4 protein-coding genes are annotated in these 4,774 nt (G+C 72.5%); all 4 read left to right on the top strand.

Annotation, left to right across the window (positions count from 1 at the left end; all coding sequences use genetic code 11):
* Positions 1–170 precede the first annotated feature (170 nt).
* Positions 171–917 carry an adenosylcobinamide-GDP ribazoletransferase gene (locus ABD323_RS39540; protein WP_344446946.1) on the top strand — a complete coding sequence of 249 codons (747 nt, stop codon included), beginning with the start codon at positions 171–173 and terminating at the stop codon, positions 915–917.
* A gap of 154 nt (positions 918–1,071) precedes the next feature.
* Positions 1,072–2,565 carry a leucyl aminopeptidase gene (locus ABD323_RS39535; protein ID WP_344446945.1) on the top strand — a complete coding sequence of 498 codons (1,494 nt, stop codon included), beginning with the start codon at positions 1,072–1,074 and terminating at the stop codon, positions 2,563–2,565.
* A gap of 455 nt (positions 2,566–3,020) precedes the next feature.
* Positions 3,021–4,409, top strand: coding sequence for a dihydrolipoyl dehydrogenase (gene lpdA, locus ABD323_RS39530; protein ID WP_344446944.1), 1,389 nt, complete (start codon positions 3,021–3,023; stop codon positions 4,407–4,409).
* Between the two features lie 72 nt (positions 4,410–4,481).
* Positions 4,482–4,774, top strand: a 293-nt coding sequence (locus ABD323_RS39525) for a biotin/lipoyl-containing protein (protein WP_344446943.1), incomplete at its 3' end; no start/stop codon positions are given.

The following is a 4,774-nucleotide window of genomic DNA, read 5'->3' as shown; positions in this document are numbered from 1 at the left end:
CCGCTGCTGCAGGCCGCCTCCGACGCACTGGCCGAGGAGGGCTTCACCCCCACCCTGACCGTCGCCCCGCGCGAGCCCGCCCGGCTGCCCACCGCCGCCGAGCTGCTGGGCCGGCGCTGACCGCCGACCGACCTGCCGCCGCCGGCGGCGGGGGCCCACTCGCGGCCTGGGTGCACGGGCTGCGGTTCGCCTTCGGCACGTTGAGCGTGCTGCGGGTGCGCGTCGAACGCTGGGACCGGGCCTCGGCCCGCCGCGCGATGCTCACCGCACCGCTGGTCGGCCTGCTGCTGGGCGCGCTCGCGGGCGCCCTGGGCGCGGCCGCGAACTGGCGGGGCGGGCCGCTGCTCGCCGCCGTGCTCGCGGTGGCCGTGCCCGCCGCGCTCACCCGCGGCCTGCACCTGGACGGCCTGGCCGACGTGGCCGACGGCCTGGGCAGCGGGAAACCGGCCCAGGACGCGCTGCGGATCATGAAACAGTCCGACATCGGACCCTTCGGCGTGCTCACCCTGCTGCTCGTGATGCTCGGTCAGATCGCCTGTTTTGCAGGCCAATTCGCCATCTCGACCGAGCGCGGAGCGCTCGCCGCGCTGACCGCGGCGGTGGCCGGCCGGTGCGCGCTCGGCTGGGGCTGCCGGCGCTCGGTGCCGGCGGCCCGGCCCGGCGGGCTGGGGGCGATGGTGGCCGGTACCGTGCCGCTGTCCGGAGCGCTGGGCGTGAGCCTGCTGAGCGCCTCGGTGCTCGCCCTGATCGGCGGCCACGCACGCTTCGCACTCGCCCTGACCCTGGGTCAACTCGCCGCTGTCGCCCTGCTGCGGCGCTGCGAGCGGCGCTTCGGCGGGGTCACCGGCGACGTGCTGGGCGCGATGGTCGAGACGGCCTCCACCGCCGCCCTGCTGGCCTTGGCACTGGGCCCCTGAGCCGTGGTGGCACCGGCCCGGGGGCGGCGTTATCCCACTATGCGGACTACCATGCGGGGAGCACCGTAGCCCTACGCCGTGACGGCGGAGCATGCTTGGGCTGTTGCCATGCCGCAATCCGGCCGTGGACCGCGAAAGAACAGGACGCATTTACGTGACTGCATTGTCTGTGAGCACCTCCTCCGCCGCCGCGCTGCGCGCGGACGCCCTGGTGATCGGTGTCGCGAAGGGGCCCAAGGGCCTGGTGGTGGCCTCCGGCGCCGAGGCCGTGACCGAGGCGTTCGAGGGCAAGCTGGCCGACGTCCTCGGCACGCTGGGCGCGACCGGTGCCGAGGGCGACTCCGTCAAGCTGCCCGCCCCCGCCGGGATCAAGGCCGGCTACGTGCTGGCCGTGGGCCTGGGCGACGCCGCCGAGGGCGGCTACCCGCTCGAGGCGCTGCGCCGCGCGGCCGGTGTGGCCGCCCGCAAGCTGGCCGGTGCGAAGAAGGCCGGTCTGGCGCTGCCCGCCGAGTCGGCCGCCGAGGTCGAGGCCGTGGCGCTGGGCGGCCTGCTCGGCTCGTACGACTTCCTCGCCTACCGCACCGCGGAGGGCGTCAAGGAGCCGGTCGGCGAGCTGGTCGTGCTGACCGCCCGCAAGGGCAGCAAGGACGCCAAGGCCGCCCTGGAGCGCGCCACCGTCGTCGGCGAGGAGATGAACCGCGCCCGCGACCTGATCAACACCCCGCCGAACGACCTGCACCCCAAGGCCTTCGCCGCGATCGCCCAGGCGGCCGGCAAGGAGCACGGCCTCAAGGTCGAGGTGCTGGACGAGAAGGCGCTGGCCAAGGGCGGCTACGGCGGCATCCTGGGCGTCGGCATGGGCTCCGCCAACCCGCCGCGGCTGGTGAAGATCGCCTACACCCACCCCAAGGCCAAGGCCACCCTGGCCTTCATCGGCAAGGGCATCACCTACGACTCGGGCGGCATCTCGCTCAAGCCGGCCGGCCACAACGAGACCATGAAGTGCGACATGTCCGGTGCCGCCGCGGTCTTCGCCGCCGTGGTCGCCGCCAAGCGCCTGGGCCTGGCCGTCAACGTCACCGGCTGGCTGGCGCTGGCCGAGAACATGCCCTCGGGCAGCGCGACCCGCCCCGGCGACGTGCTGCGGATGTACGGCGGCAAGACGGTCGAGGTGCTCAACACCGACGCCGAGGGCCGCCTGGTGCTGGCCGACGCGATCGTGCGCGCCGGCGAGGAGAAGCCGGACGCGATCGTGGACGTGGCCACCCTGACCGGCGCCATGGTGCTGGCGCTGGGCAACCGCACCTTCGGCGTGATGGCCGGTACCGACGCCTACCGCGAGAAGCTGCACGCGGTGGCCGGTCGCGCCGGCGAGCAGTCCTGGCCGATGCCGCTGCCCGCCGAGCTGCTCAAGAGCATGGACTCCACCGTGGCCGACCTGGCCAACATGGGCGAGCGGATGGGTGGCGGCCTGGTGGCCGGCCTCTTCCTCAAGGAGTTCGTGGCGGACGGCATCGACTGGGCGCACCTGGACATCGCCGGTCCGGCCTTCCACGAGGGCGCGCCGTACGGCTACATCCCCAAGGGCGGCACGGGCAGCGCGGTGCGCACCCTGCTGCAGCTCGCGGAGGAGACCGCGCAGGGCTGATCCAGCCCCGGGCCCGTCCGACGAGCCCTCGCCGCACCCGCACGCGGGTACGGGTTCACAGCACAGTCAGCGGGGTCCGGTGTTCGCGCACCGGACCCCGCTCTGTCGTCCACCCGGGTTACCCGCGGGTAGTGGGTGGACGGCCCGCGCAAGACTGTTCGCCACGGGCGAAACTTTGTTCCACGAGGCGGAATCACCCCGCCCCACGATCGGCGCAGCCCCCGGCCCACCCGCCCGGGACACGGCCGTGACCTGCGCAGACGGCACGGCGGGCGGGTCGCGGGACCCCCCGCCGACCCGTCGGGAACCCCTCGCGGGGTGGACCGGGACATCAGCCGCCGTGAACAAGTGCGAAGATGTATTTCCGGCACGACTGGGCACCCCACAAGGGCTTCCCGCACACCGGACCAGCACCGGCCCGGACGATCCACACCCCATTGCATGGAGGACGTGACGTGGCGAACGACGCCAGCACCGTTTTCGACGTAGTCATTCTCGGAGGCGGAAGCGGCGGTTACGCCGCGGCGCTCCGCGCCGCTCAGCTGGGTCTGAGCACCGCCCTGATCGAGAAGGGCGAGCTGGGCGGCACCTGCCTGCACCGGGGCTGCATCCCGACCAAGGCGCTGCTGCACGCCGCCGAGATCGCCGACGAGACCAAGGAAGCCGCCGAGTTCGGCGTCCTCGCGACCTTCCAGGGCATCGACATCAACGGCGTCCACAAGTACAAGGACGACGTGGTCGCCGGCCTGTACAAGGGTCTGCAGGGCCTGGTCGCCTCGCGCAAGGTCACCTTCATCCAGGGCGAGGGCCGGCTCTCCTCGCCCACCTCGGTGGACGTCAACGGCCAGCGCGTCGAGGGCCGCCACATCGTGCTGGCCACCGGCTCCGTGCCGAAGTCGCTGCCGGGCCTGACCATCGACGGCGACCGGGTGATCTCCTCGGACCACGCCCTCAAGCTCGACCGGATCCCGAAGTCGGCCGTCATCCTCGGCGGCGGCGTGATCGGCGTCGAGTTCGCCTCCGTCTGGAAGTCCTTCGGCGTCGACGTCACCATCGTCGAGGCCCTGCCGCACCTGGTGCCGCTGGAGGACGAGAACTCCTCCAAGCTGCTGGAGCGCGCCTTCCGCAAGCGGGGCATCAAGTTCGAGCTGAAGGCCCGCTTCTCGGGCGTGGAGTACACCGAGTCCGGTGTGCGCGTCTCCACCGAGAACGGCAAGCAGATCGACGCCGACCTGCTGCTCGTCGCCATCGGCCGCGGCCCGGTCTCGCAGGGCCTGGGCTTCGAGGAGGCCGGTGTCGCGATGGACCGCGGCTACGTCCTGGTCGACGAGTACATGCGCACCAACGTGCCCACCGTCTCGGCCGTCGGCGACCTCGCCCCGACCCTGCAGCTGGCCCACGTCGGCTTCGCCGAGGGCATCCTGGTGGCCGAGCGGCTCGCCGGCCTCAAGGCCGTGCCGATCGACTACGACGGCGTGCCGCGGGTGACCTACTCCAACCCCGAGGTCGCCTCGGTCGGCATCTCCGAGGCCAAGGCCGTCGAGCTGTACGGCAAGGAGAAGGTCGTCTCGGTCAAGTACAACCTCGCCGGCAACGGCAAGAGCAAGATCCTCAAGACCGCCGGCGAGATCAAGCTCGTCCAGGTCAAGGACGGTGCCGTGGTGGGCGTCCACATGGTCGGTGCCCGCATGGGTGAGCAGGTCGGCGAAGCCCAGCTCATCTACAACTGGGAGGCGCTGCCCGCCGAGGTCGCGCAGCTCATCCACGCGCACCCCACGCAGTCCGAGGCGCTCGGCGAGGCCCACCTGGCCCTGGCCGGCAAGCCGCTGCACGCGCACGACTGATCGACGCGCCCGTCCCGTCCTTCCCTTTCCCGAACTTCCTGTACGCAAGACTTGATAGGAGTCGCTGAAACCATGGCGGTCTCAGTAACGCTGCCCGCACTGGGCGAGAGCGTGTCCGAGGGCACTGTCACCCGCTGGCTCAAGGCCGAGGGTGAGCGCGTGGAGGTCGACGAGCCGCTGCTCGAGGTCTCCACCGACAAGGTCGACACCGAAATCCCCGCACCGGTCTCCGGCATCCTGGCCGCGATCAAGGTCGCCGAGGACGAGACCGTCGAGGTCGGCGCCGAGCTGGCGATCATCGACGACGGCTCGGGCGCCCCGGGGGGCGCTGGCGCCCCCGGCGCCGAGGGCGCGGCGGCCCCCGG

The organism is Kitasatospora nipponensis, assembly GCF_039528135.1.
Classification (GTDB): Bacteria; Actinomycetota; Actinomycetes; order Streptomycetales; family Streptomycetaceae; genus Kitasatospora; species Kitasatospora nipponensis.
The sequence above is the reverse complement of the archived record's forward strand: the minus strand, read 5'-3'. Positions and strand labels throughout refer to the sequence as shown.